The organism is Streptacidiphilus neutrinimicus, from assembly GCF_000787815.1.
GTDB classification, from domain to species: Bacteria; Actinomycetota; Actinomycetes; order Streptomycetales; family Streptomycetaceae; genus Streptacidiphilus; species Streptacidiphilus neutrinimicus.
Window position 1 is genome coordinate 1 of sequence record NZ_BBPO01000066.1, and the last position, 26,012, is coordinate 26,012.

22 protein-coding genes are annotated in these 26,012 nt (G+C 70.9%); 6 read left to right on the plus strand and 16 right to left on the minus strand.

Going from position 1 to position 26,012, the window contains the following annotated elements; translation table 11 throughout:
• Positions 1-84: 84 nt before the first annotated feature.
• From TR48_RS30205 to TR48_RS30235, 7 genes are all read right to left on the minus strand, one after another.
• On the minus strand, positions 85-1,311 hold the full coding sequence (locus tag TR48_RS30205) for a hypothetical protein (RefSeq protein WP_161789944.1): 1,227 nt from the start codon (positions 1,309-1,311) through the stop codon (positions 85-87).
• Positions 1,312-1,389: 78 nt separating this feature from the next.
• Positions 1,390-3,756: a TraM recognition domain-containing protein gene (locus tag TR48_RS42480; RefSeq protein ID WP_052443177.1), complete on the minus strand. Its 2,367-nt coding sequence runs from the start codon at positions 3,754-3,756 to the stop codon at positions 1,390-1,392.
• Positions 3,756-5,111: an ATP-binding protein gene (locus TR48_RS30215; RefSeq protein WP_042373298.1), complete on the minus strand. Its 1,356-nt coding sequence runs from the start codon at positions 5,109-5,111 to the stop codon at positions 3,756-3,758. The genes TR48_RS42480 and TR48_RS30215 overlap by 1 nt, the downstream gene beginning before the upstream one ends.
• A gap of 36 nt (positions 5,112-5,147) precedes the next feature.
• On the minus strand, positions 5,148-6,686 hold the full coding sequence (locus TR48_RS30220) for an SCO6880 family protein (RefSeq protein WP_042373300.1): 1,539 nt from the start codon (positions 6,684-6,686) through the stop codon (positions 5,148-5,150).
• Complete coding sequence (locus TR48_RS30225; RefSeq protein WP_174501753.1) at positions 6,683-7,744, minus strand: hypothetical protein; 1,062 nt, start codon at positions 7,742-7,744, stop codon at positions 6,683-6,685. The genes TR48_RS30220 and TR48_RS30225 overlap by 4 nt, the downstream gene beginning before the upstream one ends.
• A gap of 214 nt (positions 7,745-7,958) precedes the next feature.
• Positions 7,959-8,777, minus strand: coding sequence for a hypothetical protein (locus TR48_RS30230; RefSeq protein ID WP_042373302.1), 819 nt, complete (start codon positions 8,775-8,777; stop codon positions 7,959-7,961).
• Positions 8,778-8,978: 201 nt separating this feature from the next.
• On the minus strand, positions 8,979-9,287 hold the full coding sequence (locus tag TR48_RS30235; protein WP_042373303.1) for a DUF8827 family protein: 309 nt from the start codon (positions 9,285-9,287) through the stop codon (positions 8,979-8,981).
• A 322-nt stretch (positions 9,288-9,609) separates the two neighbouring features.
• Between TR48_RS30235 and TR48_RS30240 the strand changes: the two genes are divergently transcribed.
• Positions 9,610-10,647, plus strand: a complete 1,038-nt coding sequence (locus TR48_RS30240; protein ID WP_042373305.1) for a C40 family peptidase — start codon at positions 9,610-9,612, stop codon at positions 10,645-10,647.
• A 175-nt stretch (positions 10,648-10,822) separates the two neighbouring features.
• On the plus strand, positions 10,823-11,554 hold the full coding sequence (locus TR48_RS30245) for a phosphatase PAP2 family protein (protein WP_152628271.1): 732 nt from the start codon (positions 10,823-10,825) through the stop codon (positions 11,552-11,554).
• A 235-nt stretch (positions 11,555-11,789) separates the two neighbouring features.
• On the opposite strand, the gene TR48_RS30250 is transcribed toward TR48_RS30245, so the two are convergent.
• Positions 11,790-13,394, minus strand: a complete 1,605-nt coding sequence (locus TR48_RS30250) for an FAD-binding oxidoreductase (RefSeq protein ID WP_042373309.1) — start codon at positions 13,392-13,394, stop codon at positions 11,790-11,792.
• 472 nt (positions 13,395-13,866) lie between these two features.
• On the opposite strand from TR48_RS30250, the gene TR48_RS30260 reads away from it, so the two are divergent.
• Positions 13,867-14,751, plus strand: coding sequence for an SCO4651 family lipoprotein (locus TR48_RS30260; protein WP_042373313.1), 885 nt, complete (start codon positions 13,867-13,869; stop codon positions 14,749-14,751).
• Between the two features lie 134 nt (positions 14,752-14,885).
• Positions 14,886-15,080, plus strand: a complete 195-nt coding sequence (locus TR48_RS44530) for a hypothetical protein (protein ID WP_152628272.1) — start codon at positions 14,886-14,888, stop codon at positions 15,078-15,080.
• Positions 15,081-15,123: 43 nt separating this feature from the next.
• On the opposite strand, the gene TR48_RS30270 is transcribed toward TR48_RS44530, so the two are convergent.
• Entirely contained in the window at positions 15,124-15,477 is a 354-nt protein-coding gene (locus TR48_RS30270) for a metal-sensitive transcriptional regulator (protein ID WP_042373318.1), read from the minus strand.
• A 207-nt stretch (positions 15,478-15,684) separates the two neighbouring features.
• On the opposite strand from TR48_RS30270, the gene TR48_RS30275 reads away from it, so the two are divergent.
• Both TR48_RS30275 and TR48_RS30280 read left to right on the plus strand, forming a co-directional pair.
• Positions 15,685-16,305 carry a DUF47 domain-containing protein gene (locus TR48_RS30275; protein ID WP_042373320.1) on the plus strand — a complete coding sequence of 207 codons (621 nt, stop codon included), beginning with the start codon at positions 15,685-15,687 and terminating at the stop codon, positions 16,303-16,305.
• 7 nt (positions 16,306-16,312) lie between these two features.
• A complete protein-coding gene (locus TR48_RS30280; RefSeq protein WP_042373322.1) occupies positions 16,313-17,308 on the plus strand; it encodes an inorganic phosphate transporter in 996 nt (331 codons plus the stop codon).
• Between the two features lie 339 nt (positions 17,309-17,647).
• On the opposite strand, the gene pstB is transcribed toward TR48_RS30280, so the two are convergent.
• The 7 genes from pstB to TR48_RS30315 form a co-directional block, all read right to left on the minus strand.
• Entirely contained in the window at positions 17,648-18,424 is a 777-nt protein-coding gene (gene pstB / locus TR48_RS30285) for a phosphate ABC transporter ATP-binding protein PstB (protein ID WP_042373324.1), read from the minus strand.
• Between the two features lie 57 nt (positions 18,425-18,481).
• Positions 18,482-19,546 (minus strand): phosphate ABC transporter permease PstA, encoded by a 1,065-nt coding sequence (gene pstA, locus TR48_RS30290; RefSeq protein WP_042373326.1) that lies wholly within the window; start codon positions 19,544-19,546, stop codon positions 18,482-18,484.
• Positions 19,546-20,589: a phosphate ABC transporter permease subunit PstC gene (gene pstC / locus TR48_RS30295; RefSeq protein WP_084729890.1), complete on the minus strand. Its 1,044-nt coding sequence runs from the start codon at positions 20,587-20,589 to the stop codon at positions 19,546-19,548. The genes pstA and pstC overlap by 1 nt, the downstream gene beginning before the upstream one ends.
• Before the next feature lie 188 nt (positions 20,590-20,777).
• Positions 20,778-21,935 (minus strand): phosphate ABC transporter substrate-binding protein PstS, encoded by a 1,158-nt coding sequence (gene pstS / locus TR48_RS30300; protein ID WP_042373330.1) that lies wholly within the window; start codon positions 21,933-21,935, stop codon positions 20,778-20,780.
• Positions 21,936-22,198: 263 nt separating this feature from the next.
• A complete protein-coding gene (locus tag TR48_RS30305; RefSeq protein ID WP_042373354.1) occupies positions 22,199-22,597 on the minus strand; it encodes an NUDIX hydrolase in 399 nt (132 codons plus the stop codon).
• A gap of 59 nt (positions 22,598-22,656) precedes the next feature.
• Complete coding sequence (locus TR48_RS30310; RefSeq protein ID WP_042373332.1) at positions 22,657-23,709, minus strand: CHAD domain-containing protein; 1,053 nt, start codon at positions 23,707-23,709, stop codon at positions 22,657-22,659.
• A gap of 69 nt (positions 23,710-23,778) precedes the next feature.
• On the minus strand, positions 23,779-26,001 hold the full coding sequence (locus TR48_RS30315) for an RNA degradosome polyphosphate kinase (RefSeq protein WP_042373334.1): 2,223 nt from the start codon (positions 25,999-26,001) through the stop codon (positions 23,779-23,781).
• Positions 26,002-26,012 lie beyond the last annotated feature (11 nt).

The window sequence follows — 26,012 nt, forward strand, 5'->3', positions numbered from 1 at the left end:
CCGGGTCTTTCCTGGAAAGAACACCACACAAGCGGAAAAGGCTGAGGCCGGAAGACGTTGTCACGTCTTCCGGCCTCAGTCATGTCACTCTCCGGGGGAGTCCACCGGGTCTGCCGGGTCCGCCGGGCCCGTTGGGGGCGGCGGTGCGGTGCCGGCGAAGGGGATGCCGGCCTCCTCGGCGAGCTGGAGGTCGAGGCTCTCGCGCCGGATGCGACGGTCGATGTAGAGCAGGCCGTGAGCCATCGGGATCAGCGGAAGCGTCGCCAGGCTGAGCAGCAGGCCGACCGGCAGCATGACGGCGTAGAGAGCCATCATCGCGATCAGCTGGTCACGGACGAAGGTGGGGCTGTTCGGATCGGTGGTGGGGGTGCCGGTGAGGCCGACCGACCCCGCAAGGAAGACCGACAGCACCTGGTTCACCAGGAACTGGGCGACCGAGCCGATCAGCCCGACCAGGAGGGTGATACCGAGAGAGCGCCACCAGCCGCCTTCGTTGAGTCGCCATGCGCGCCTGATCGCCTCGATCGGGCCCTTACCCTCGAGGATGACCGTGGCGCTGAGCGGGACCAGGCGGATCTGGATGTAGATCATCGCTGCGATGGCCGTGAAGTAGCAGACGATGCCGAGGAGCACGGAGATCGCCGCGGAGCTGCTGACGAACGCGAGCAGCACGACCAGGCCGATGACCACGGTGATCGGGACCACGCACAGCAGCTGGACCAACAGCAGGGCGCCGAGGAGCCGCCAGAAGCTCGGGAGGCTCTCCGACGCGGCTTGGCGGAAGCCCACGCGCCGGCCCACCACTGCGTGGCGCAGGGTGGCGACGGAGCTGAGGCTCGCCGCGAGGTAGACCGCAAAGGAGCAGACGGCGAACAGCAGGACGATGCCGCCGAACGCGACTGCGGCGTTGGTGATCTCGGAGTCGCTGGGGTGCCAACCCGGGTCGTCCACGTGGGCACGGGCGTTGACCCAGAAGTCGTGCAGCGGCGACCATTCGATGGCGCCGAAGATCCCGAAGATCGCCAGACAGCCGAGGCCGGTGATCAGCGGCGGTCCGTAGACCGCGAGGAAGTTGTAGCGGATCGTCGTGAAGATCGCGTTGACGATCTCGCCGGCGTTGAGTGGCCGCAGCGGTATGACTCCGGGCTTGGGAGCCAACTGGATCCGGCCCCATGGTGTGGAGCCGAAGGGGCCGGTCGGGCCCCACTGGCCCCCGGGCGGCGGAGGCCCGTACGGCGGCGGTCCGCCCAGTGGGCCGCCCGGTGGTCCCGGCGGTGTGGGTGGCTGCCACCAGCCCCCGTTGTTACTCATTTCTCTTGCGGTCCTTCGTCGGAGTTGTCAGGACCACTGAGCGTACGGCAGGGGGATGTGGCTGGGCAGAGGCTGGGTTCAGGCCTGTGCCGGGCTGATGCGGAAACGTTGCGGCGGGGCGGTCCGGTGCCGTCCCGCCAGCACCAGGAGCTCGTCGGGCCCCAGGCCTTGCTGGACGCCGTGCTCGGCGGCGCCGAGGGAGGCGAGCAGCGCGGCGAGCGGCGCGGGGGAGAGGGGGCCGAGGGCCGCGCCGTGGTCGGCGTTTGTCCACAGGCTGTGGACAGCGCGCTCGCCCCAGCGGGCACGGGCCTGCTCGGGGGAGCGCAGCAGCGTGACCGCACGCAGTCCGTGTGTGGCGCCATCGGCCATGAGCTGCGGCAATGTCGGGAAGGGCGCTACCGCGGCGATGTCGTCGAGGACGAAGACGAGGCTCGGCGTGCCCACCGCGGGGCGCGCTTGCGCGCCCGCGTTCCAGGCCCGCTGGACCACGTCGTCCACAAGTGCGGACAGCAGCGGCATGGCGCTGTGGACAGCCGGGGCGCTCCCGTTGCCGGGCTCGCGGAGGCGAGCGTCGCCGGAGTGGCCGAAGAGGTACAGGCTGCCTGCGGCGCCGTCCTCGAGCAGAGCTGCCGGGTCGAGTGCGGACGCCGGGGACTCGGGCGTGCAGGCGGCGAGCACGTGCAGTTCGGCGACGGCTCCCAGCGCGGCGCGGACGCGAGCCAGGCCGGCCTCCAGCACGGCGGCGGGCTGCAGCAGTGCCGCCTGGAGCTGACCGGCCCACGCCTCCTCCCCGGCTGCCACGTCGACGGGCGTCGCGGCCGACTGCAGTACGGCCACGGCCTCCTGACGACCCGCTCCCGATCCGCCGCCCGGAGAGCTGCCGCCGGCCCAGCGGGCGACGTGCCGGAATGGACGGCCGTCGAGGGCGGCGGCGCGCAGCCAGCAGCGCAGCAGGGTCTCGGCGAGCCTGCGGACGGTCTGCTCCTCCGCACCGGCGACCGGGCGCACCGTTGGGAGGAGCAGCGCGCGGGCGCGCGCGGTGGCGATGACCGGCTCCGCGCACGCGGTGTGGGGCGCCCAGCGCCCGCGTGGGAAGTCGGCGTCCTCGTCGGTCAGCTGCTGCGGGTCGAACCGCGCGGCGCGGCGGTGGGGCGGGCGTACGGCCCACAGTTCCGGGTCCGCGGTAACCACGACGAGCGGCGCGTTCGCCGCCCCCGTGACGGCGGCGCTCATCAGCGCATGCCGCCCCGCGGCCCCCGCCTCCGGGGCGAAGACACACATCGTCCCGGTGTCGGGCAGCGCGAAGGGCAGGGCCGCCTGGTGGCCCGCCGTGGCCGTGGCCCGCTGCGCCCATCCGGCCGCCGTCGACCCACCGGGACGCGGCACGCTCGCAGTTGACGGCGCGGTGGTCGTCCCGTCGGACGTCGGCGGCAGCCCCGGTGTGCGGCTGCCCGTGCCCTGCGGGACGACGCGTCCGTCGGGACCGAGCTCGGTCGCCGCCCCCGGTCGGCCGGCGGTCCAGGGCGAGGCGAGGCCGGGAGCGGGGCCCTCGGTCGACGCGACGTCGAGCCACGGGGCTCCGTCGTGAAGGACCGTGGGCGTCGGCATGTCACCCGGGGCATCGTGCGGCCCGGCGCCCCACGGCGAGGCCGCGCCGCCGCCTCGGGCCACCGCCCCGGGCCGGACGGTCCCGACGGGGTCGGAGAAGCCCGCACTCGGCGTGCCCGGGACGCCCGACGCGTCAGGGCTGCCCGAGGAGGCCGACCAGGCCGAGGGGCTCGACCCCGGAACTCCGCTGCCCGGAACGCCGGAGGCCGCGACGCCCGGGTCGGGCCCGGGGGGCCCGGCGGGCGTGCGGCCGGCGGGGACGGCGGCGTGATGGCCAGGTGGCGTCGGCCCGCGCCGTTGGCCCGGTGGACCGACGGTCGGCGCTGCGCCGCCTGCCGGATCCGCCCCCGGGAGAGCGGGGCCGGCCTCCTCCGGGCTGCCTGCCACGGCCCCCGTCCGCTCGCGCTCGCGTGCGTCGTGCGCGGCCCGGCGCTTCGCGCGGGCCGTCGCGGTGGAGAGGAGGAGCAGCAGGACGAGCGCCAGCAGTGCGAAGAAGGTGAGCCAGAACGCGGGCGCAGGCGGCAGGGAGGCCGCCGGCGTGCCGGGCCACGCGCCGGCGAGGTCGTTGGGGTCGGTGGCCAGGTGACGGATCGCGCCCGCGGTCGACAGGAACGGGAGCGGGTGCGGGAAGCGGCCGCGGGAGACGAGCCCGCCGAGCCCCGTGGCGGCCCACACCAGCGCCGTCGTGCCGAGCAGGACGGCGAGCAGCCCGACGATCAGGCCGTCGGGGATGCCCCGCTGCGCCGGCTGCCCCGGCTGTTGCCACCGCCGCGACGACGACGGCTGCTGCGGTCGCTGCGGCTGCCGGGGCGCGGAGGGGGAGGGTGGGAAGGACATCAGGCCGCCGGGTCGTCCGCGAGTTGCCGGGAGGCGCGCGTGCGTTCGGCGATCGCGTCCTCCGTCATGGCGCGGTCGGTGTAGACGAGTGGCCGCTCCGACTCGGTGATGATGTGTTTCACCACCTGCACGTTGCCGTTGACGTCCCAGACGGCGATGCCCGGCGAGAGCGTCGGGATGATCTCCACGGCCCAGCGTGGCAGACCCAGCACGCGCCCGGTGGCGCGGGCCTCGTCCGCCTTCTGCATGTAGATCGTTCTGGTCGAGGCCATCTTCAGGATGGCGGAAGCCTCCTTCGCGGCCGCTCCGTCGACCACGTCGGACAGGTGGTGGACCACGGCGACGAAGGAGAGGCCGAGGCGCCGTCCGAACTTCAGCAGCCGCTGGAACAGCTGGGCGACGAACGGAGAGTTGATGATGTGCCAGGCCTCCTCGACCAGGAAGATGCGCTTCCTGCGGTCGGGGCGGATCCAGGTGTGCTCGAGCCAGACGCCGACGATCGCCATCAGGATCGGCATCGCGATCGAGTTGCGGTCGATGTGCGAGAGGTCGAAGACGATGAGCGGCGCGTCCAGGTCGATGCCGTCGGTGGTGGGGCCGTCGAACATGCCGCGCAGGTCGCCGTCGACGAGGCGGTCCAGGACCAGGGCGACGTCGAGACCCCAGGTCTGGATCTCCTCGAGCGAGACGCCGAGCGCGTCGATCGAGTCGGTGTTGGGGGAGCGCAGCGCGTCGATGATGTCGCCGAGCACGGGCTGGCGGTTCGTCACCGTCGCATTGACGTGGGCGTGGGCGGCCTTGAGCGCGAAGCCGGCGCGCTCCTCCAGGCCGCGTCCCATGGCGACCTCGATGATGGTGCGCAGCAGGGCCAGCTGGCCGGTCTGGGTGATGGCCGGGTCCAGCGGGTTGAGCTTGACGCCGCCCTCCAGCGCGGCCAGCGGGTCGAGCCGGATCGGCGTTATCCCGAGCGCTCGCGCGATCAGGTTCCACTCGCCGACGCCGTCCTCGCCCTGGGCGTCCAGCACCACGACCTGCCGGTCGCGGAAGCGCAGCTGGCGCAGCACGTAGGTCTTCTCCAGCGCGGACTTGCCGTTGCCGGACTCGCCCAGCACCAGCCAGTGCGGCGCGGGCAGCTGCTGGCCGTAGAGCTGGAACGGGTCGTAGACGTAGCCCTTGCCGCTGTAGACCTCACGGCCGATGATCACGCCGGAGTCGCCCAGGCCCGGCGCGGCCGTCGGCAGGTAGACGGCCTGGGCCTGGCCGGTGGAGGTGCGCACCGGCAGCCGGGTCGTCTCGATCCGGCCGAAGAGAAAGCTGGTGAACCCCTCGGTCAAGCCTCCGAGCGGTGGTGCCATGGCCGGCCTCCAGTGGTTCGGTCGAGCGGGCGGGGGTCAGCGGCGGATGCCGGTGGCGAAGGGCAGGGTGTTCACGAAGGCGCGGTGGTGTTCCCGGTCGCACCATTCCAGCTTGAGATAGCTCTTTCCGGCAGAGGCGCGAATGGTGCGCTTGTCGCGCGCCAGCGCTTCGGGGGAGCGCGAGCTGACGGTGATGTAGCCGACCAGGTTCACCCCGGCGGCGCCGGAGGCGAGGTCCTCGCCGCGCTGGTCGACGCGGCCGCTGTGGGCGAGGTCGCGCGGGTCGACGGTGCGGTTCATCTTGGCGGCGCGGCTGGCCTCGGCCTCGTCGTTGGTCTTCTCGGTCAGCATCCGCTCGATGGCGACGTCGGTGGGCTCGAGGTCCATGGTGACGGCGACGGTGCGGATCACGTCCGGGGTGTGCACCAGCAGCGGCGCGAGGAAGTTGACGCCGACGGGCGTCAGCGGCCACTCCTTGACCCACGCGGTGGCGTGACACCAGGGCTCGCGGGTGACCGACTCGCGGGTCTTGGCCTGGAGGTAGTTGGGGTTCGTCGCGTCCAGCTCGGCGGGCCAGGCGTTGCGCCGGGACATGGCCTGGATGTGGTCGATCTGGTGGTCCGGGTCGTACATCGAGTGCAGCAGCGAGGCCAGGCGGGCCTGTCCGAGGGGCTGGCGCACCCGGATGTCGGCCTCGGCGAGGCGGGCGCAGATGTCGGTGAGCTCGCGGGCCATGACGGCGGCCAGGCCCTCGTCGCCGCGGGCGCGGCTGTGGGCGGTGCGGCCCATCGCCTGGGCCTCGGCGGCGAGCTCGCGGGTGTAGTGCATGCAGGCGACGAGGTAGGCGCGGTGCTGCTCGGAGGAGGTGGAGACCATCGCCTGGAGCTGGTCGTAGGAGTCCTTGAGCCACTGGGGGGACTCGTCGTCGCCGCGTCGGGCGACGTCCTTGGCGTGCGCGTCGGGGTCGGCGGGGAGGGTGCGGGCCAGCATCTGCAGACGCGTCACGAAGCCGTCGCCGTTGGCGACGTGGCGCAGCAGCGTGCCGAACCGTTCCACCAGGGCTTCCTGGTCCTCGCTGTCCCGCAGGCCGACGCCGGGGCCCTCGATCTCGATCGCGGCGGTGACGGTGCGGCGGTCGAGATGGAGCAGGACGGCGACCTCGTCCGGCCCGAAGGGCGCGGCCAGCCACCGGATCCGCCCGATGCCGGGCGGCGGGCCGATCTCGACCTCGTCGCCGGCCAGGCGCGTTCCGGCCTCCATGGCGGAGGAGCGGTAGGTGCCGCCGGGGGAGCGGGCGATCCGCTTGTAGCTGCGATTGATCTCCGCCCACTTGTAGAAGGTCCGCTTGCGGTAGGGCAGGTAGACGATCGCGAAGCCGATGGCCGGGAACCCGATCAGGCCGATCAGCCGGATGAGGAGGATCGGGACGAGGATGCCCCACATCATGCCCACGAAGGCGCAGAAGATGATCAGGAAGACCTCGCCGCCCTCGCGGTTCCGCCCGATCACCGCGTTCGGCTTGGCCTTGCCGATGAGGTAGGTGCGCCGGTACTGCCCGACGGGTGGGGTGGTCACGGCTGGCTTCCGCCTCCCTTGGCGAACGTGCTGGTGGTACGTGCGGCGCGGGCCGCCTGGTCAGGGCTGCCGCCCTGGGCGGGGGGAGCGGCGGGCGCGTTGCGGGTGGCGTGTGCGGCGATGCCGGGCGCGACGCTCCCGCCTCCGGCGGCCCCGCCGCCGCTGCTGCCCCCGCCGTTCTCGCCGTCGCGGCCGGCGTGGGTGCTGATGCCCTGCTTCATGAAGTTCGCGGGGCCGTTGACCACGGCGCGGCCGGCGCTGACCGCTTGGGCGCGGGCGCGGCGCATGGCGACCATGTCGTCGCCGAAGCCGGGCACGAAGCGGTAGATGACGGAGCTGGCGAAGATGGACAGCACGAGGATCGCCACGCCGGAGGTGACGGTGGCGAACGCGTCGTTGGCCCCGGCGGAGGACGCGACGGCCCCGGCGAGGCCGAGCACGATGACGATGACGGGCTTGATCAGGATCACCGCGATCATCAGCCCGGCCCAGCGGCGCACGTGCTTCCACATCTGCTTGTCGACCATGCCCGCGTAGACGACGGTGCCGAGCAGCGCCCCGACGTAGAGCATCGCGGCCCGCACGAACATCTCCAGCCAGACGACCGCGGCGGCGACGATGGCGATGAGGCTGACCCCCACCAGGATGATCGGCCCACCGCCGATCTTCCCCGAGGTCAGGGTGTCCGCGAAGGTCCCGAGGTAGGTTGCGGTGTCCGTCTTCGTCCCGGCGGCGATCCCCTCCGTGACGCCGTCGGTGGCGCTGACGACGGTGTACAGGATCAGCGGCGTGAACGCGGAGGCGAGCACGGTCAGCCACAGGAACCCGATCGCCTCACTGAACGCCGTGTGCAACGGCACGCCGCGCGCCGCGCGCTTGATGACGGCGAGCAGCCACAGCAGCAGCGTCAGGAAGGTCGCGGCACCGAAGACGATGGCGTACTGCTTGAGGAACGCGGTGTTGGTGAAGTCCACGTTCGTGGTGCTGTCGATCCCGTCGGACAGCTTCCGCACGATCCACGCGGCCGCGTTAGCACAGCTGTTCGCCAGCGACTGCACGGGGTCGAGCGAGGCAGGGAGGCTACCCCCGGTGTTGCTGTTCTGCCCTTGCTGGCACCAAACCTTCGCGGCTGCGGGCAGCCCGTCGCAGCTAGGTGAAGGTGAAGGGTGCGGTGACGGTGATACGGGCCCTGGCGCAGCGGCGGCGTTCCCGGCCAGAAGCAGGATCTGCAGGCTGGCAATCGCGATTGCCTTCGACGTCAGACGACGGAGGTCAACGGGCATAGCGGAACCCCCCGAACTGGTTGACGGCGTTCGCCATGGTGCCGAAGTTGGAAACTGTCTGGCTGCCACCGATCGGAGTCGGTCCATCGACCTGCGAGAAGTCGACGACCTTCCAGTCGCTACCGGACCAGTGGAGCTTGAGTGTGAGCGTGTACCAGAACTCAGTGATCGGTTGTGTGGAGCCCTGCCCTGCAAGACCGCCGATCGACGTACTCCAGACCTCGACCGTTGCTGCGTCGGAGGTGTAACTGTCGGGCTTGGTTCCCACGGGGATCGCGCGAGAGACAAAAGTCAGCCCGCTAGGGGCCTTGCCTTGGGTCAGGCCGAATCGGCTCGCCTGGGCGTCGAAAGAAGCATCGAAGCGGCTGTTCAGCGCTGTGCTGGCACTCGCATCGACTATGGCCGAGACGATCGCGTGGCGCGACTGGGTCGCGTACATGTCGCTGGAGCCGAGGGCGACGGAGTAGTTGGCGGCGGCGCTCTGGGCGCCCTCGCTGGTGTGGGGGTACTGGACGCCGATGCCGTTGGTGGTCGTGGTGACCGGCTGGGTGCCCGTCGGGGAGGTGGGGGCGGATTGCGCGCCCGCGTCGTCGGACTTGCCGGTCGTGCTACCGCCCGTACTGCCGTTCGAGGTGCTGCCGTTAGTGCGGTTGATCACCGCCACCGCGACGACCAGGAGGAAGACCACGACGAACACTCCGCCGAGCAGGCGCAGTCGGCGGAAACCAGGGGCCTGCGGCCCCAGCGCCGGCTGCTCGCCCGCCGGCAGGCGGGTCCGCGTGTGCGGCTGGTCGTCGGAGACGGACACGGCAGCCCCCTTGGGACGAGGGTGGGCGGGCAGGCGGGCAAGCGGGCGCGCGCCCGTGAGGGGCGTGCGTCAACTCTGTCACCCGGACGGTGGCCCGTGGGCGGGGATTCACCGAACCGGACTAGTCATTTCGGGCTAGTCCGCGCGAAGCGGACAAGCGGGCGGCGGGAACCGGAAGCAGACGGCGGATCAGGTCGCTAATCAGATCGCCATCCCATAGACAATGGTGAAGAGCGTTCCCAGCGAACCGATGATGAACACGCCGGTCAGTCCCGCGATGATCAGCCCTTTGCCCTGTTCCGCGCTGAACGTGTCCCGCAGCGCCGTCGCGCCGATCCGCTGCTTGGCCGCGCCCCAGATGGCGATCGCCAGACAGCCGAGGATGGCCACCGCCATCACGACCTCCACCATCGTCCGGGCCTGGTTGCCCAGATTGGCGAACGGGCCCCAGTTGGGCGCGATGCCACCGATGATGGTGTTGATGTCACCCTTGCCAGCACTGAGATACACAACAACCACCCACCTGATCATCATTCAAAGCCCAGCGCCCGGCCGTGGCGAAGGGCCCAGCCCTATTCTTGGCCAGATCCGATGTCGACTTGGCCACTTCTTGAAGGTTCCCTGACGAGGCTCTCGTCACAACTGCCACGATGGGGCCGTTCGACTTGCGTTGATCGACTCGTGCAGGGGTCCGATCACGTCCTGACGTCGCTCGATCGACCCTACCGCTTAGTGTCTGTATCACCGGTGATTGTCAGAGGCAACGCTGGCGCTGACACTGACGGATGACACCACGTCCGCGCGTGGCTCGCACGGCCGGGAGGAGGCCCCGATGGCGGTTCGGCGAAGCACCGCGCTGCTCGGCAGCGGGGTCGCGGTCGGACTGATCGGGCTCTTCGGGTCGTTCGTCATGGCCGTGATGATCACGGCGGGGAACATCAACCAGGCCGCCGCGCAGGGGGCGACCACGCTCGCGCCCGGCACGGTGCCGACCGCGTACACCAGCCTGATCCAGCAGTGGGGCAACCTCTGCCCGGAACTGACGCCGCCTCTGCTCGCGGCCCAGCTCTACCAGGAGAGCGGCTTCTCCCCGGGCGCGGTCAGCCCGGTCGGCGCGCAGGGGATAGCGCAGTTCATGCCCGCCACCTGGAAGATCTACGGGATCGACCCCACCCACACCCACACGCCCAGCGTGTGGGACCCGGCCGACGCGATCCCCTCCGCCGCCTCCTACGACTGCCAGCTCGCCAAGGACACCGCGAGCGTGCCGGGCGACCGCACCTCCAACATGCTGGCCGCCTACAACGCGGGGCCCTACGCGGTGATCAGCGCGGGCGGCGTTCCCGCCATAGCGGAGACGCAGCACTACGTCGAGAACATCAAGAAGCTGGCGCAGTCCTTCACGGCCGCGACGACGGTCGCGTTCTCCTCCCAGGCGGCCGGCGCGATCTACTTCGCGCAGAGCAAGCTGGGCACGCCCTACCTGTGGGGCGGCGAGGGCCTGGCCTCCCAGGGCTACCGCTTCGACTGCAGCGGCCTCACCCAGGCCGCCTACGCCAGCGTCGGGATCAAGCTGCCGCGCGTCGCCGCCGACCAGTGGTACGCCGGGCCGCACCCCAGCCGGGACCAGCTCCAGCCCGGCGACCTCGTTTTCTTCTCGCACGACCCGCATGACCCTTCGCAGATCCACCACGTCGGCATCTACGTCGGCGGCGGCTACATGATCAACGCCCCGCACACGGGCGCGGTGATCCGCTACGACTCGATCGACTCCGAGGGCGACTACTTCGGCGCGACCCGGGTCACCACCGACGGCGCCGCGGCGTTGCCGACGGTTCAGGCCAACGGCACCATCGCGAACGGACAATGACGCCGCGTTGATGGTTCTGGTGTGTCGGTTGTGCCCAACCAGTGAGCGAAGGGCAACGTTCCGATAACTTCCTGGGTGATCGGAACGCTTTGGGGCATTCGCTCCGTTGTGCCCGCTGTCAGGCGAGCACACTTGACCTTGGTGCAACGACGCAACGGGGGTTGCTCTACGGCTCTTGGCTGAGGAATGTGCGGAGGTGTGCGGGGTGGTCGCGCTGCTGGCGGACGGCGGTGGAAGCCTCGACTGGTCGTTGGTGTCGGCGGTCAACGGCCTGGCGAAGAGCCTTCCCTCGGCCCTGGACTCCGCACTGGCCTTCATGGGGGAGTACGGGGTCCCGCTGGCCTCGGTCCTGCTGCTGCTCTTCGCGTGGGCGTGGGCGCGCCGGGGCAAGGGCGCGCCGGTCGCCGTCGCCGGGCTCCTGTGGGCCGGCCTCGCGTCCGGCCTGGCGCTGCTGCTGAACGTGCCCGTCCGGGCCATGGTCCAGCGCCCCAGACCCTTCGTCTCCCACCCAGGTGGGCTCGATCTGCTCATGAGCCATCAGGCCAACGGGTCCTTCGCGAGCGACCACGCCACGTTCACGATGGCCGTGGCGGTCGGCCTGATGCTGGTCGACCGGCGGCTGGGCCGCATCGGCATCGGCCTGGCCTTCGTCGAAGGCTTCCTGCGGGTCTTCATGGGCGTGCACTACCCCTCCGACGTCCTCGGCGGCTACGCGCTGGGGACGGCGACGGTGCTGCTGCTCGCGCCGGTGGCGATGGCCGTCCTGACGCCGTTCACCCACGCCCTGACCCGCACCGCGCTCCGGCCCCTCGTCATCGCCGCGGCCGGGGCCCCACTCGGCCACGCCGCCGCCGCCCAGCCCCAGCCCTCCGGCACGGAGGAACCGCCCCACCACCTGGCCGCCTAGGACGCAGCCTCGGCTGCGCCCGCCCGGGTCCCACCCTCCAGGGCGCTCCTGCCCCGTGGCCGCTGACAGTTCCGAAGTCAAGGCCGAGGCCCAGGCACGTCCGCGGGCCCGCGCCGACGCCGGCGACGATCCCTGACGGGGCCGTCAGCCGGGGCAGCGCGGAGGCGCTGGACCGCGGCCCCGAGGGCGCCCAGGCAGGCCCCAGGGGCGGGCCCGTGTGGGTGGCGGCCGGGCCTCAGGTCAGGGGGATGCCCTGGGGGAAGTGGAAGAGGCCGTGGGGGTCGTAGGTGCGCTTGACCTGGCGGAGGCGGGTGGCGTTCGCGCCGTAGTAGGCCTGCTCCCAGCCGTGGAGCCCGGGGTCGACGTAGTTCTGGTACGCCTCGCCGCTCGCGTAGGGCCGCATCGTGGTCCAGGCGTTGTTGATCCACGACCAGGACTGGGAGGCCGCCGAGCCGCCCGTGACGCCCGCGGGATAGTCCGCGGTGTACTGGGCCAGGAAGAGCGCGTCGCGGTGGACGAACGCGGTGTCCCGCGCGCCGACGCGGTTGATCGCGCCGCCCAGGGCGTCGAAGGCGATGGCCGCTTCGCCGCCCTTGGGGGCGTAGCTGCGGTAGCGGGCCACCGCGGCGACGACGGCGGCAGCGCCCGCGCCGGTCAGGGGCTGGGTGAAGAAGTCGGAGCGCGCGCCGTAGGAGGAGCGGACCACCCGGCCCGCGGGGTTGTGGCCGGGCAGCACGCCGGGCACGTGGGCCTGGGCCGCGGACTGGCCGCTGACGCCGCCCATGACCTGCATGGTCGTCAGGTACGAGGCGCTGTGCAGGGAGGCGCTCGTCGGGCGCTCGGCCAGCCGGTCGATGAGGTTGGCCAGCTCGGTGCGCGAGCCGCCGAGCATGTTGACCGTCGACTGGACGCGCAGGTTGCCGTCCCACGAGGCGGTGATGTGCAGGTTGGCCCAGAGGCTGTCGGGCGCGCTGGGCGCCCACTGCTGCCAGGCCTCGATGGCCTGCCGGGCGCGGGACCAGGGCCAGGACAGGAAGCCGTAGGCGCAGTCGTCGGCCGGGTGGGTGCGGAAGTCGAGGCGGGTGACGACGCCGAAGTTGCCGCCGCCCGCGCCGCGCAGCGCCCAGAAGAGGTCGGCGTCCTGGCTGGAGCTGACCTCGCGGATCTGGCCGTCCGGGGTGACGATCTCCGCGCCGATGAGATTGTCGCAGGTCAAGCCGTTGGCTCTGCCGGTCACGCCGACACCGCCGCCGAGGGTCAGGCCGCTGACGCCGACGCTCGGGCAGGAGCCCGCGGGGATCGTCCGGCCGGACGCGGCGAGGTGGGTGTAGACGTCGATCAGCCGCGCGCCCGCGCCGACGCTCGCGGTGCCGCCGCCGGAGCTGACCGTGCCGAGCTTCCCCACGTCGATGACCAGACCGTTGCTGACGGTGGACCAGCCCGCGTAGCTGTGTCCGCCGTTGCGCGGCACGAGCGGGACACCGGAGCTGCGGGCGAAGGCGATGCAGGCGGCGACGTCCTTCGCGTTGGCGACATAGGCGACTGCCGCCGGGCGCACGCTGTCGAAGCGCGGCTGGAAGAGCTCGACGGCCTCGCCGAAGTCGGCCTGGCCGGGGCGGATCAGGCGGCCGGAGAGCTGGTGGGCGAGCCCGGTCCAGTCGGGCGCGCCACGGGAGACGGTGGTCTGCGCGGTCGTGGTGGCGCCGACGCCCGCCCGGGCCGAGGTGGTGGCGGCCGCGGCCGGCCCGGACTTCGCGCCGCAGGCGGCCACGCCCACGCCCGCGGCGAGCGCCCCGCCTGCGAGCAGCAGGCTCCGACGCGTCGTTCCCTGGTCGCCCATGCTGATCCTCTACCGCCCCGAGTGATGGTTACGCGGGAGTAGACGTGCATTCCCCCGGGAGGGTTGCAGATATCCCGACAAGCGGACCGGCGGCAGACCCGGCAGAGGGCCCGGGCGAGGGCCCGGGCAGTGCCGGGGCAGGGGCCGGGGCGGGTGCTTACAGCGCCGTCTCGATGGAGTGCTCGTCCGCGTCGCGCCGCGCGCGGTCCCGGGAGCGTCGGGCGGGCGCGTACCAGCCGCAGCTGCAGCGTGCCACGGCGAACGCGCCTCTCTCCGCCACGGACGTGATGTGCTCCGCTCTCCCCTCACATCGCTGGTGAGGGATCGCCGAAGGCGCGTCGTGAGTCACGAATCAACGGTAACCCGGACAGCCCAGACATTCGTTGGGCCGGACGGCCGTAACCCCACGCCGGACGGCTCGTTGGGCACTGCGCGCACGCCCCGCCGCGCACGCCGTGCCCAGGAGGACCGTATGTCTCGCCCGTACCGCCGCGCCTTCCACGCCGCAGCCGCCGCGACCTCCGTCGCCGCGGTGCTCGGCCTGGCCGCCTGCTCCTCGTCGGGGCAGACGGGCGCGAGCAACGACGCCCAGACCGTCAAGGTGAACCCGGCGGACGACCACCTGGCGGCCGACCCGCTCACGGCGGTGCGGGCCGCCGCCGACATCACCGGGCACAACGGTTCGATCCAGGACGCCACCACGCTGCACACGGTCGCGGGCAAGAAGCAGATGACGCTGCGCGGCACGGGCGTCTACGACTACACCAGCCACCTCGGCCGGCTGGAGATCAACGTCCCGGCCGGCAGTGCCACCCCGGCGGGCAAGCTGACGGAGATCGTCGGCCTCGGCGTGGTCTACCTGCAGAACCCCGGCGCCAAGGTCCCGGCGGGCAAGTGGGTCAAGCTCCAGGTGCAGCAGCTCGGCGACGGCAACCTGGTGAGCAGCGGCGCCACCGATCCGGCCAGCGCCGCGGACGCGCTGCGCGGCGCGCAGACGGCCCAGCTGGTGGATTCGGCGACGGTGGACGGCGTGGTCCTCAAGCACTACAGGGGCACGCTGGATCTCGCCGAGGCGTCCAAGGCCACCGGCGGCCCGTCCAGCGCCGGGCTGGCCCTCGCCGCGCACACCTTCACCGTCAAGAAGGTGCCCTACGACGTCTGGCTCGACGAGCACGGCCGTATCAGCAAGATCGTCGAGGTCTTCACCTTCTCCAACGTCCCCGGGTCCACGGTGGCCAAGGACCAGGTCGTGGTGACCTCCACCAGCCAGTTCTCCGGGTACGGCACGCCGGTCCAGGTCGCGCTTCCCTCCGACGCGGACGTGGTGGGGCCGAGCGCGGCGGCCGGCGCCAAGTAGCGCAGGGGCGTCGTGCCCGCAAGGAGCGCGCAGCCGCCGCGTGCAAAATGGCCCAGACGTGCCATGCACGCCCGGCACGGGGTGCCTACTCTGTAAGGAGTTGACTACCCGTCGGCGGTGAGGAGGTGGCGCGCGTGGCTGCGGACGACCTGGTCGCCCTGGCGGAGATCGAGATGTACAGCGATCTCATCATCGCGGCCGCCGCCACCCCGGGCGAGCGGCTCACCGAGGAGCGGATCGACACCATCCTGCGGGTGGAGCGGGACCCGAAGATGCCCCGGGTCCCGCAGCAGCGGATCAGCGGCGAGGATCCCCCGCAGGGGCGGTGATCACGAAAGTCCCGCGACCGGAAGACGCATCACGCGAATGTGATCAGGACCTCAGTAGCCGCGAAATCGCCGCGGTCGCCTCGGCGACTTTCTCCTCCGCCTCGGCTCCGCCCTTCTCCATGGCGTCCGCCACGCAGTGCCGCAGGTGTTCCTCCAGCAGGCTGAGCGCGAAGGACTGGAGCGCCTTGGTGCTTGCGGAGACCTGGGTGAGGATGTCGATGCAGTAGGTGTCGTTCTCGACCATCCGCTGCAGGCCGCGGACCTGGCCCTCGATCCGGCGCAGCCGCTTGACGTGGTCGTCCTTGCGTGCGCTGTACCCGTGAGGTCCGCTGTGGTCCGAGTGCGTCGGCTCGGCGTGCGGCGTCTCTTCGGCGGCCAGGGCTTCCACGGCGTCCATGCCCCCATGGTAGGTGGCACGGGCTCGATCCGGTCACGGGTGGATATCGAATATCGGCGCGGTGGGCACTTGAGGGTGACCGCTGTGCCAGTGCGTACGCAAGGATGATTTCCGTTGCTCCGTGTCAGCCGTAACACCCCGGTGTGCGCAAAGTGCGGACGCAGCGCCTAGCATCGCTACGTCCGCCCCTGTACTTCGGAGACTTTTGTGCGTATTCGTCTGACCCCTCGGGAGACGAGCTTCTATGACTTGTTCGCCGCCTCGGCGAACAATCTCGTCACTGGCTCCAAGCTCCTGCTGGAACTGCTCGGCGCAGACGTCGCCGCGCGGGCGGAGATCGCCGACCGGATGCGCGCAGCCGAACACGCGGGTGACGAGTCCACCCACGCGATCTTCCACCAGCTGAACTCGTCCTTCATCACGCCGTTCGACCGGGAGGACATCTACGCGCTGGCCTCCTCGCTCGACGACATCATGGACTTCATGGAGGAGGCCGTCGACCTGACGGTCCTCTACGACGTGGAGACCCTGCCGAAGGGCGTCGAGCAGCAGATCGAGGTGCTGGCCCGGGCCGCGGAACTGACCGCGGCGGCGATGCCGAACCTGCGGACGATGGACAACCTCACCGAGTACTGGATCGAGATCAACCGGCTGGAGAACCAGGCCGACCAGATCCACAGGAAGCTGCTCGCGCACCTGTTCAGCGGCCAGTACGAGGCCATAGAGGTGCTGAAGCTCAAGCAGATCGTCGACGTCCTCGAAGAGGCCGCCGACGCGTTCGAACATGTGGCGAACACGGTGGAGACCATCGCCGTCAAGGAGTCCTGAACCACACGTGGACATCTTCGGACTGGTCCTGGTCATCACCGTCGCCTTCGGCTTCGCCTACACCAACGGTTTCCACGACTCCGCGAACGCGATCGCGACCTCGGTCTCGACGCGGGCGCTGACCCCCAAGGCCGCGCTGCTGATGGCGGCCGTGATGAACCTGCTCGGCGCGTTCCTCGGCGAGGGCGTCGCGCAGACGGTGAGCAAGGGCATCATCGCCACCCCGACCGGCAGCCACGGCCTGGTCATCCTGTGGTCGGCGCTGGTCGGCGCGATCGCCTGGAACCTGGTCACCTGGTACTTCGGACTCCCCTCGTCCTCCACGCACGCCCTCTTCGGCGGCATGGTGGGCGCGGCGCTGGCGGGCGGCACGACCGTCTACTGGTCGGGCCTGCTGGACAAGGTGATCATCCCGATGCTCACCTCGCCGGTCGCCGGCCTGATCCTGGGCTTCCTGCTGATGCTGGCAGTCCTGTGGATCTTCCGCCGCGCCAACCCGCATCGCGCCAAGCGCGGCTTCCGGATGGCGCAGACGGTCTCCGCGGCGGCGATGGCGCTCGGCCACGGGCTTCAGGACACGCAGAAGACCATGGGTGTCGTGGTGATGGCGCTGACCATCTCCGGTCACTACTCCGGGTCGAGCATCCCGACCTGGGTCAAGATCTCGACCGCCGTCGTCATGGCGCTCGGCACCTGGGCCGGCGGCTGGCGCATCATGCGGACGCTCGGCCGCAGGATCATCGAGCTGGACCCGCCGCAGGGTTTCGCGGCCGAGTCCGTCTCGGCGCTGGTCCTGTACGTGACCTCCTACGCCTACAAGGTGCCGGTCTCCACGACTCACGTCATGACCTCGGCGATCATGGGCGTGGGCGCGACGAAGCGGGTCCGCGCGGTCCGCTGGGGCGTCGCCAAGGACATCGTCCTCGGCTGGTTCATCACCCTCCCGGCAGCGGGCGTCGTCGCAGCCCTCGTCTACTGGCTCAGCTGGGCCATCGTCGGCTAGGCGCCGAGCCTGCACCACCCAGGGGCGGGGGGAGCTGCGCGAGCAACCACCATGTGCGGATGGCCTTGCACGTTCGGGCCTCCACCTGCGTGGGTGGCTTGTCGCGCAGTTCCGAGCGCTCCGGATGGTGCAGCGACCTGCGGGGGCACTTCTGGCGGGGGCGCGCCCGCGCGGCGGAGCCGCACATCGGCGGAGCCCCGCGCCCCTGGAGGGTGCAACGGAAGGCAGTGCAACGCGAAGGGTCCGACTCCCCCGGGGGGGGAGTCGGACCCTTCGTGGTTGACCTCCGCGGCGGCACCGCCTAGTAGCGCCGCGGAGGAGTCCTCGGGACGGGCACCGTCAGCCGAAGCGGCCGGAGATGTAGTCCTCGGTGGCCTGGACCGACGGGTTGGAGAAGATCTTCTCCGTCGAGTCGATCTCGATCAGGCGGCCCGGCTGGCCCACGCCGGCCAGGTTGAAGAACGCCGTCCGGTCGCTGACACGCGCCGCCTGCTGCATGTTGTGGGTCACGATGACGATCGTGAACTGCTCCTTGAGCTGGCCGATCAGGTCCTCGATGGCGAGGGTGGAGATCGGGTCCAGCGCCGAGCAGGGCTCGTCCATCAGCAGGACGCGCGGCTCGACCGCGATCGCGCGGGCGATGCACAGGCGCTGCTGCTGACCGCCGGAGAGGCCTGCGCCGGGCTTGTCCAGCCGGTCCTTGACCTCGTTCCACAGGTTCGCGCCGCGCAGCGAGCGCTCCACGGCCTCGTCGATGACCTTCTTGTTGCGGACGCCGTTCAGCTTGAGGCCGGCGGCGACGTTCTCCTTGATGGACATCGTCGGGAACGGGTTCGGCCGCTGGAAGACCATGCCGACGGTGCGGCGCACCGCGACCGGGTCGATGTTCGCGCCGTAGAGGTTCTCGTCGTCGAGCATGACCTTGCCCTCGACGCGCGCGCCGGGGATCACCTCGTGCATGCGGTTCAGGGTCCGCAGGAAGGTCGACTTGCCGCAGCCGGACGGGCCGATGAACGCCGTCACGGTGCGGGGCTCGATGGTCATGGAGATGTCCTCCACGGCCCGGAAGTTGCCGTAGTACGCGTTCAGTCCGCTGACGTCGATGCGCTTGGCCATGATGTGTCTTTCGCTTTCTACAAGTCTTCTGGATGCCGGGTTGCCGGGAAGCGCACGTCAGCGCGTGGCGCCCTTGGGGGCCTTCCAGCGGGCGATGCCGCGGGCGACCAGGTTGAGGATCATGACCACCGCGATCAGGACCAGGGCACCGCCCCAGGCGCGGGCCTGGGACTGGTCGGTGCCCCTCGAGTACTCGGTCCACACGAAGAGCGGGAGCGAGGACTGCGGGTTGTTGAAGGGGTCCATGTTGATCGTGTCGGCCCCGAAGACGAGCATCAGGATCGGTGCGGTCTCACCGACGATGCGGGCGACGGCCAGCATCACGCCGGTGACGATGCCGCCGAGGGCGGTCGGCAGGACGACGCGGGTGATGGTGAGCCACTTCGGGACGCCGAGGGCCAGGGAGGCCTCGCGCAGCTCGTTGGGGACGAGCTTGAGCATCTCCTCGGTGGAGCGCACGACCACCGGCAGCATCAGGATCGCCAGTGCCAGCGAGCCCGCGAAGCCGGTGAACGGCATGTTGAGGATGATGATCCAGAAGGAAAGGATGAACAGACCCGCCACGATGGACGGGACACCGGTCATGACATCGACGAAGAAGCTGACCGCCTTGGAGAGCTTGTTGCTCCGGCCGTACTCGACCAGGTAGACGGCGGTCAGGATGCCGATCGGCGCGGCCATCAGGGAGGCCAGGGCGACCTGCTCCAGGGTGCCGATCAGCGCGTGGTAGATGCCGCCGCCCTCCTGGTTGATCGCGATCCCGTTCATGGAGTGCGTCAGGAAGTTGGCGTTGATGACGCCGATGCCCTTGCTGACGGTCATCCACAGCACGGAGACCAGCGGCAGCAGGGCCAGCAGGAAGGCGACCCAGACGAGGCTGGTGGCCACGTAGTTCTTGGCGTGGCGGCGGCCCTCGACGACGGCCGAGGAGACGTACTGGATGACCACGTAGAGGATCGCGGCGATCAGGAGCCACTGGGGCTTGCTGCTGAGGTCGAACCCGGCGCCGATGGCGACGGCGAGGAGCAGGGCCAGCAGCAGGTTGGCGATCGGCATCCAGCGCGGCAGGCGGCGCTCCGTGAGGGAGGAGCTCAGCGGGGAGGAGGTGGCGAGGCTGCTCATCAGGCGTCAGCTCCCGAGTATTCCTTGCGACGGGCGATGATCAGGCGGGCGGCGCCGTTGACGAGCAGGGTGATCACGAACAGCACCAGACCGGCGGCGATCAGCGCGTCGCGGCCGACACCCTGGGACTCGCCGAACTGGTTGGCGATGGTCTGGGCGATGGTCGAGCCTGCGGGGTCCAGGATGTGGAGGTTGATCACGTAGGACGGCGAGAGCACCGTCGCCACGGCCATCGTCTCGCCGAGTGCGCGGCCGAGGCCGAGCATCGACGCGGAGACGATGCCGGAGCGGCCGAACGGGATCACGGCGGTGCGGATCATCTCCCAGCGGGTCGCGCCGAGCGCGAGCGCGGCCTCCTCGTGGGCGCGGGGCACCTGGAGGAAGATCTCGCGGGAGACCGCGGTGATGATCGGCAGGATCATGATCGCCAGAACGATGCCGACGGTGAACAGGCTGCGCGGCTGAGTGCCGGGCTCGTTCTGGTGGAAGATGTACGTCCAGCCGAAGTACTGGTTCAGCCAGGCGTTGACGCCGATCATGTGCGGCACCAGGAAGAGCGCGCCCCACAGACCGAAGACGATCGAGGGGACCGCGGCCAGCAGGTCGACGACGTAGCCGAGGGCCTGGGCGATGCGGCGCGGCGCGTAGTGCGAGATGAACAGCGCGATGCCGAGCGAGACCGGCACGGCGATCACCATGGCGACGACGGCGCTGATGATCGTGCCGATCGCGATGGCCGCGATGCCGAAGGTGATCGGGTCGGCCTGGGTCTGCCAGTCGGACGTGGTGAGGAAGTTGCCGTGGTCGGCGCTGATCGCGCTGACGGCGCGGACGGTGAGGAAGGCCGCGATGGCGGCCATGATCACCAGAAGCGCGATGCCACTGCCGCTGGACGCGAACTTGAAGATCGCGTCGCCGCGCCGGCCGGTGTTACCGGTGTCGGACAACGACGAACGGCCCCGCTGCGGCGAGGCGCCGGCGAGGTTGGAGGATGAGGGCTGCTGGCCGCTCGGGGGAGCGCTTGTGTCGCGTGGGGTTTCCATGAGATCTCCGGTCTGGTGGCGCGGACCCTGCTGGGTTTGCGCCTGGCGGCGGTGCACCGGACGTGAGTGAGCGTTCGAGGCTCGATGACGGTTCATTGCGAAGGGACTGTCCCAGTGGCGCGGGGGCCGGCGTCGGACGCCGGCCCCCGCAACCTCAGGTCTTCAGGCTCGCTGACGAGCGGGGGCCCTTAGGACAGGCCGTTGATCGTGGTCTTGACCTGGGCCTGCAGGCTGGCCGGCAGCGGGAAGTAGCCCAGGCTGGTGATCGAGCTCTGGCCCGGGGTGCTGGCGATGTAGTTCAGGAAGGACTTCAGCGTCGGCAGGGTCGCCGGGGCGTTGCCCTTGTCGCAGGCGATCTCGTAGGTCACCAGGACGATCGGGTACGCGCCGTCGGCCTTGGTGGTGTACGCCGAGGACAGGTCCAGCGTCAGGTCGGGGGCGGTGCCGGTGACCTTGGCGTCGCCGACGGCCTTGGAGGCGGCGTCGGTGGAGATGGCGACCGGGGCGGAGGCGCCGGTGGCGATCTGTGCGGTGGTGATGTTCTGCTGGGTCGCGTAGGACAGCTCGAAGTAGGAGATCGAGCCCTGGACCTGCTTGACCTGGGCCGCGAGACCGGCGGAGCCGTTGGCCGCCTGGCCACCCTTGGCCGCCCACAGCTTGTTCGGCTGCAGGGTGTAGTCGGACGGGGCGGCGGCCGCCAGGTAGGCGGTGAAGTTGGCGGTGGTGCCGGAGCCGTCCGAACGGTGGAACGTCTGGATGGGCAGGCTCGGCAGGGTCGCCGTCGGGTTCAGCTTCTTGATGGCCGCGTCGTCCCACTTGGCGATCTTGCCGGTGAAGATCTGGGCCAGGGTGGGGGCGTCGAGCACCAGGTTGGAGACACCGGGCAGGTTGTAGCCGATGGCGATCGGGCCGCCGACCATCGGGATGTTGATGCCCTTGCCGCCGCTCTTGCAGGCGGTGCCCTCGGTCTTGGCGACGTCGGCCGGCTTCATGGCGGCGTCGGAGCCGGCGAAGGCGACCTTGCCGGACTGGAACGAGGTGATGCCCGCGCCGGAGCCGGTGGCCTGGTAGTTGATCGTCGTGCCGGAGCAGGCAGCCTGGAAGTCCTTGACCCACTGGGTCATGGCGTTGGCCTGGGCGGTCGAACCGGCGCCGAGCAGCTGGCCGGAGGCGCCGCTGCACGCGATGCTGCTGGCCGCGGCGGAGGAACCGCCGGCGGCCGGGCTGCCGGAGCTGGACGAGGTGGTGTTGTTGTCGGAGCCGCACGCCGCGAGCGTCAGCGAGCTGACGACCGCCAGGGCGCCGATGGCGAGGGCCTTGGTGCGGCCGTTGCGCTGGAGCTTCACTTGGTGTCCCTTTCCTGGGTCCGCCGCCCGCGGGGAGGAAGGGGGCAGCGGTTCATCACTGATGGCAGGAGGGCCGTTCGGCCTCCGGATGACATTGAAGTTAGGCACGTGAAGTGAAGCATTCGACCTGCGCAAATGAACGGAGAGTGAACCTGTGTCGGACACCGGGATACGCAGACCAGTAGTAACGGTTTCGGCACGGCAAGAGCACGTTCAGGGCACGGCCGGGACGCGCGCAGCGCCTGTCACTCCAGTCTCCGGGCTCACCTGCCGAGCTGCTCCCGCAGCGCGTCGACCAGGCTCCGGTCGTGCTCGTAGCTGAGCTGGGCGCGCGCCTGCGCCACCGGCAGCCAGCGCAGCGCGTCCACCTCGCGGTTGGGGACGAAGCGCCCGCTCAGCAGCGTGGCCGACCAGTAGCGCACCCGCTTGATCCGGTCCCGGAACAGGTAGTGCTGGGTGGGCAGACGGCGGCCCAGCAGCACCGTCATCCCGGTCTCCTCGCGCGCCTCGCGCAGGGCCGCCTCGCGGTGCTTCTCACCCGGCTCGAGCTTGCCCTTGGGGAAGCTCCAGTCGTCGTACTTGGGCCGGTGCACCAGGGCCAGTTCGAGGCCGTTGCCCTTCTCGCGCCACAGTACGACGCCCGCGGCCTTGATCAACTCCATGCTGCGCGGCGCCCGATCCTCGTGCTTCGGCTTTTTCTTGTTCTTCTGGACGTGGCCGGTCAGGTCGATCGGGCGAGCCATGGGTCGGTGAGCCATCCGGAGCTTTGGAATACGGGCCAGGACACGCTGAAGGCGTGACGCGCGGCCTCCACCTCCAGACGTTGATCAGCATGCACCACTCCGAGCACGTACGCCGTCGCCGGAGTGATTCTGGGCGTGCGCGCCGCGAGCGCCGCCGCCTCGGCCGCGTCGGCGGCCTCCTGCTGCTGCTCCAGATGTCCGGCCAGCTCCGCGAGCCCCGCGAGCGGCTGCTCGGTGCGCTCGCCGAGCAGCGGACGGCAGACCTCCAGCGCGTAGCGGGCGTAGCGCACGGCCGCGCCGGCCCGGGTCCAGGCGGCGTCCTCGTGCGCGGCCGAGGTCGTGGGCTCGGCGGCGGGGACCGGCACCCGGTGCAGCGCGTCGCCGTTGTACGGCTGCACCGCGCGCGACAGCGGCAGCCGGGAGACGGTCAGGTCCAGCGCCTCGCCCATCCGGGCGGCCTGGCCGAGCAGGTGCTCGGGCGGGTTGCTGGTGCCCGGGTCGCGCAGCGGCAGGTCCGAGACGAGCAGCGTCATCCGGTCCGCGAGCGAGTGGAACCGGGACGAGCCCAGCTCCTGAAGGGCCGCGGTGTGGCTGCGGGAGCGGGCCAGGGTCAGCTGGCGCTCCAGCATGGCCCGCGCCTTGGGCGCGCCGGGGTGGTGGGCGAGCAGCCCGCCGACGGTCGTCTCCGCCGACCGAGCCGGTTCGGCAGCGGTGCGCGGCGTCGGCACGCTCGCGTCAGTGCAGGTCAGCGAGTCGACCGCGGCCAGCAGCCGGGCCAGTCGTCGGGTGTAACCGCGCTCCTGGCCCAGGGTGACCACGAGCGCGGCCAGGTCGCCCCGCAGGGTCTCGGCCCATATGGGCTCCAGCAAGGCGCCGAACCCGTGCAGGGCCCCGTCGACCCGGCGCAGGGTGCCCAGGTCGACGTCGGGCAGGGCCCGCAGGAAGCGCCCGGCGTGCTCGGCCAGGTTCGCGGCCAGCAGGCTCTCGGCCGAGGAGGCCCCGGCGAGGGGCGTCTCGTTCTCGGTCGTCATTCGGTCAGTCCCCGTTGCTTGCTCGGCCCGGTCTCTTGCCTGGGCGTGGGTAAGGAGATGGGAGTGGTGTCAGCTGGCGCCCGCACGTGTGCCCCAGCTGTCCTCGCCGCGCCGGGAGCGGCGGCGGGAGTCGATGAGCAGTTCCTGCACGTTGCGCAGCGACCGCCCCTCCGCGTCGTGCGCGTGCCGGGTCCAGACGCCGTCCGGGCCCAAGTGCCACGAGGAGGTGTCGTCGGCCATGCCGAGCTCCAGGAGGCCCTGCAGTTCGGCCCGGTGCCCCGGGTCGGTCACGCGCAGCAGCGCCTCGATGCGGCGGTCCAGGTTGCGGTGCATCATGTCGGCGCTGCCGATCCAGACCTCCGGGTCCCCGCCGTTCTCGAACAGGAAGATCCGCGAGTGCTCCAGGAAGCGCCCCAGGATCGAGCGGACCCGGATGTTCTCGCTGAGCCCCGGCACGCCCGGCCGGATCGCGCAGATGCCGCGCACCCACACGTCCACCGGCACGCCCGCCATCGAGGCCCGGTAGAGGGCGTCGATGATGGCCTCGTCCACGATCGAGTTGACCTTGATCTGGATCCGCGCCGGGCGGCCGGCCCGGTGGTGCGCGATCTCGTCGTGGATCCGCTTGACCAGCCCGTTGCGCAGCGAGCGCGGCGCGACCAGCAGGCGGCGGTAGGACTCGCGGCGCGAGTACCCGGAGAGGCGGTTGAACAGGTCGGACAGGTCCGCGCCGACCTGCGGGTCGGCGGTCAGCACGCCGAGGTCCTCGTAGAGGCGGGCGGTCTTCGGGTGGTAGTTGCCGGTGCCCACGTGCGCGTAGCGGCGCAGCGTGTCGCCCTCCTGGCGGACCACGAGGGAGAGCTTGCTGTGCGTCTTCAGCCCGATCAGGCCGTAGACGACGTGGCAGCCGGCCTCCTCCAGCTTGCGGGCCCACTTGATGTTGGCCTGCTCGTCGAAGCGTGCCTTGATCTCGACCAGGACCAGCACCTGCTTGCCCGACTCGGCGGCGTCGATCAGCGCGTCCACGATCGGCGAGTCGCCGGAGGTGCGGTACAGCGTCTGTTTGATCGCCAGCACCTGCGGGTCGGCGGCGGCCTGCTCCAGGAAGGCCTGCACCGAGGTGGAGAACGAGTCGTACGGGTGGTGCAGCAGCACGTCCCGCTCGCGGACGGCGGCGAAGATGTCCGGCTGCGAGGCCGACTCCACGTCCGTCAGGCCCCGGGCGGTCCCGGCCACGAACGGCTGGTACTTCAGCTCCGGCCGGTCGGCGCCCGCGATCGCGAACAGGCCCGTCAGGTCGAGCGGGCCGGGCAGCGGGTACACCTCGGCGGCGGAGATGTTCAGCTCGCGGACCAGCAGGTCCAGCACGTACGGGTCGATCGACTCCTCGACCTCCAGGCGCACCGGCGGGCCGAAGCGGCGCCGCATCAGCTCCTTCTCGAGCGCCTTGAGGATGTTCTCGGCGTCGTCCTCCTCGACCTCCAGGTCCTCGTTGCGGGTGACCCGGAAGGCGTGGTGGGCGAGCACCTCCATGCCCGGGAACAAGTACTCCAGGTGCGCGCCCATGACGTCCTCGAGCGGGACGTACCGGTTGGGCGAGGCCTCCAGGAACCGCGACAGGACCTGCGGCACCTTCACGCGGGCGAAGTGCTTGTGGCCGCTGACGGGGTTGCGCACGACGACGGCGAGGTTGAGCGAGAGCCCGGAGATGTACGGGAACGGGTGCGCCGGGTCCACCGCCAGCGGGGTCAGCACGGGGAAGATCTGCTGCCGGAACAGCGCGAGCAGGCGCGCCTGCTCCTTGTCGCTCAGCTCGCCCCAGCGCACCAGTTCGATGCCCTCGGCCGACAGCTCGGGCAGCACGTCCTGTTGGAAGCAGGCGGCGTGCCGGGCCATCAGCTCGCGGGAACGTGTCCATATGAGGTCCAGCACCTCGCGCGGCTGCAGACCGCTCGCGCTGCGCTGGGCGACGCCGGTCGCGATGCGGCGCTTGAGGCCGGCGACGCGGACCATGAAGAACTCGTCCAGGTTGCTGGCGAAGATCGCCAGGAACTTGGCGCGCTCGAGCAGCGGGGTCTCCGGGTCCTCGGCGAGCTCCAGCACGCGCTCGTTGAACGCGAGCCAGCTGCGCTCGCGGTCCAGGAACCGGTTCTCCGGCAGGGCCTCGGCGTCGAAGCCGTCGGGGAGTGTCATGTCCTCGGGAACGAGGACGGTACCGGGAGCGGAGCCGGCCGCGGTGGCGGACAGGCTCGGCTTGGCGGGGAAGGGTGACGAGGCAGGCTGGGCGGTCATGGTCTGTGGCT

What these genes read in the sequence shown, in the direction of transcription:
- TR48_RS30205 (WP_161789944.1), bottom strand. Translation starts at nt 1,311, where the DNA reads ATGAGTAACAACGGGGGCTGGTGGCAGCCACCCACACCGCCGGGACCA.
- TR48_RS42480 (WP_052443177.1), bottom strand. Translation starts at nt 3,756, where the DNA reads ATGTCCTTCCCACCCTCCCCCTCCGCGCCCCGGCAGCCGCAGCGACCG.
- TR48_RS30215 (WP_042373298.1), bottom strand. Translation starts at nt 5,111, where the DNA reads ATGGCACCACCGCTCGGAGGCTTGACCGAGGGGTTCACCAGCTTTCTC.
- TR48_RS30240 (WP_042373305.1), top strand. Translation starts at nt 9,610, where the DNA reads ATGGCGGTTCGGCGAAGCACCGCGCTGCTCGGCAGCGGGGTCGCGGTC.
- TR48_RS30250 (WP_042373309.1), bottom strand. Translation starts at nt 13,394, where the DNA reads ATGGGCGACCAGGGAACGACGCGTCGGAGCCTGCTGCTCGCAGGCGGG.
- TR48_RS30260 (WP_042373313.1), top strand. Translation starts at nt 13,867, where the DNA reads ATGTCTCGCCCGTACCGCCGCGCCTTCCACGCCGCAGCCGCCGCGACC.
- TR48_RS30270 (WP_042373318.1), bottom strand. Translation starts at nt 15,477, where the DNA reads ATGGACGCCGTGGAAGCCCTGGCCGCCGAAGAGACGCCGCACGCCGAG.
- pstB (WP_042373324.1), bottom strand. Translation starts at nt 18,424, where the DNA reads ATGGCCAAGCGCATCGACGTCAGCGGACTGAACGCGTACTACGGCAAC.
- pstA (WP_042373326.1), bottom strand. Translation starts at nt 19,546, where the DNA reads ATGAGCAGCCTCGCCACCTCCTCCCCGCTGAGCTCCTCCCTCACGGAG.
- pstC (WP_084729890.1), bottom strand. Translation starts at nt 20,589, where the DNA reads ATGGAAACCCCACGCGACACAAGCGCTCCCCCGAGCGGCCAGCAGCCC.
- TR48_RS30305 (WP_042373354.1), bottom strand. Translation starts at nt 22,597, where the DNA reads ATGGAGTTGATCAAGGCCGCGGGCGTCGTACTGTGGCGCGAGAAGGGC.
- TR48_RS30310 (WP_042373332.1), bottom strand. Translation starts at nt 23,709, where the DNA reads ATGACGACCGAGAACGAGACGCCCCTCGCCGGGGCCTCCTCGGCCGAG.
- TR48_RS30315 (WP_042373334.1), bottom strand. Translation starts at nt 26,001, where the DNA reads ATGACCGCCCAGCCTGCCTCGTCACCCTTCCCCGCCAAGCCGAGCCTG.